At 59.0% G+C, this 2,206-nt stretch carries 1 protein-coding gene and 2 pseudogenes; 2 read left to right on the top strand and 1 reads right to left on the bottom strand.

What is annotated here, in order from left to right; genetic code table 11:
- A pseudogene (locus A2I95_RS32805) lies at positions 1-410 on the top strand (NAD+ synthase); the annotation flags it as partial.
- A 102-nt stretch (positions 411-512) separates the two neighbouring features.
- Positions 513-1,841 carry an FAD-binding oxidoreductase gene (locus tag A2I95_RS32810; protein WP_291736568.1) on the top strand — a complete coding sequence of 443 codons (1,329 nt, stop codon included), beginning with the start codon at positions 513-515 and terminating at the stop codon, positions 1,839-1,841.
- Positions 1,842-1,897: 56 nt separating this feature from the next.
- On the opposite strand, the pseudogene A2I95_RS32815 reads toward A2I95_RS32810, so the two are convergent.
- Positions 1,898-2,206 (bottom strand): annotated as a pseudogene (locus A2I95_RS32815) (MBL fold metallo-hydrolase); the annotation flags it as partial.

Genomic DNA, 2,206 nt, shown 5'->3' on the forward strand with positions numbered 1-2,206 from the left:
GCTATAACCCGATCAAGGACATGTACAAGACACGGGTGTTTGAAACCTGCCGCTGGCGCAACGCCCATCATCGTCCCTGGATGATGGGGCCTGAAGGCGAAGTGATCCGCCCCAATGTGATCGACAAGCCGCCCAGTGCCGAACTGCGCGAGGACCAGAAGGACAGCGACAGCCTGCCAGATTACCCGGAGCTGGACGCGCTGCTGGAAATTCTAGTGGACAAGGACGGTTCAATTGCAGATTGCGTCGCGGCGGGCTTTGACCGGGATGTGGCCAAACGGGTTGAGCATCTAGTTTACATCAGCGAATACAAACGCTTCCAATCGGCACCGGGTGCCCGGCTGACATCGCGCGCCTTTTGGCTGGACCGGCGATACCCAATTGCCAATCTCTGGCGCGATCCCGGCTGATCTGTGACCGATTTGTCCCGTTTCCGGGGCAAGTCGCAACCGCGTGTGCAGATGACGTGAACCGCGCTGGACGACGCCTGTGGGATTTGGTCAAGTCCGCCCATGCCGGGACCTGCGCCAACCCCTTTCAAATCAGATCTGGCGCTGCCGAAATCCACCGATGTGGTTGTTATCGGCGGCGGTATCATTGGCGTGTCCACTGCCTTGGAGCTGGCCGAGCGGGGGTTGTCCGTCCTGTTATGTGAAAAAGGGCAGATTGCCGGCGAACAAAGTTCACGTAACTGGGGCTGGGTGCGGATTTCGCGCCGTGATCCGCGTGAAATCCCATTGATGGCCCGGGCATTGCAAATCTGGGACGGGTTGGACGCGCGTATCGGGGGCAATACCGGATACAGCCGTTCCGGGATCCTTTTTACAGCCGACACCGACCGCAAGGAAGAATGGTTGGGAAATTGGGCCCAGCATCTGACCCCCTTTGGGCTCGATGCGCGGATGGTTCAGGGCACAGAGATGGATACGCTGATGCCAGGGCATCAGATGAACGTACAATCTGCACTGTATACTCCGGCTGACGGGCGCGCGGAACCGCAATGGGCGGCCCCGGCGATTGCCGAAGGCGCGCGGGCCAGAGGGGCCAAAATCATGACCAATTGTGCGGTCAGATCTTTGGATGTGCAGGGAGGCAAGTTGAGCGGCGTCGTGACCGAGCGTGGTCGGGTGGCCTGTTCTGCTGTGGTCGTTGCCGGTGGGGCATGGTCTCGGTTGTTTTGTGGAAATGCCGGGATCCAGTTGCCACAGCTCAAGGTGTTGAACACAGTGATGCGCAGCGCACCGGTGCAGGGGCCAGAGGCGGCGATCTGGGCCAATGGATTTGCTCTGCGCAAACGGGCCGATGGCGGGTATACGGTGGCCGCGGGAACGGAAAATATCGTCGATTTGGTCCCGGATTCCCTCCGGCTGGGTTTACAGTTCCTGCCTGCATTTCTGGCTGAATGGCGGTCGTTGCGGTTCCGTCTGTCCGGACGATGGCGCGAAGAAGCCGCACAGGCGCGCCGCTGGACCCCCGATCAGGTGACGGATTTTGAAACTTGCCGGGTGCTGGATCCCGCACCATCGCAGAAAACCCTGCGGTCAGGGTGGGCGGCGGCGCGCAAGGCGTTTCCGGTTTTGAACGGGGTCGAAGTGGTGCAAAGCTGGGCCGGGATGATCGACGTGACCCCGGATGCGATCCCGGTGATTTCTGAGGTTCTAGATTTGCCGGGTTTGTTCGTTTCAACGGGCTATTCGGGGCATGGATTTGGGATCGGACCGGCAGCGGGGCAATTGACCGCAGATCTGGTAACAGGTAATGCGCCAGTGGTCGACCCGCATGAATTCCGCCTATCCCGGTTTACCGATGGCAGCAAAATCCGACCGTTCGAAGGAATTTAAGCGGTCAGGAAACAAGGGCAAAGCCGCATGGAAACGTCTTTGCCCTTGTGTGACAGTTATCCCATGAACTGGTAGGACACCGGAACATAGCGGAAGCCGTCATCTTGATGATCCACAAAACCCGCTGCCGGGAATGGCATGTGGTACCCGATCATTGGGATTTTGTCGGCGGCCAGCATTCCCAGAACACGACGGCGGGATTTACTAGCTTGAGCTTGGTCCACGTCAAAGCTGAACGCCCAATCGGGTCGTGCAAATGACCAGACGTAGTGATTGGCCAAATCCGCAGTCAAAACCAACTGCCGCCCACCGCTTTCCAGCATATAGGCCATATGGCCGGGTGTGTGGCCATATGCATCCATGGC

This window comes from Leisingera sp. F5 (genome assembly GCF_001593695.1).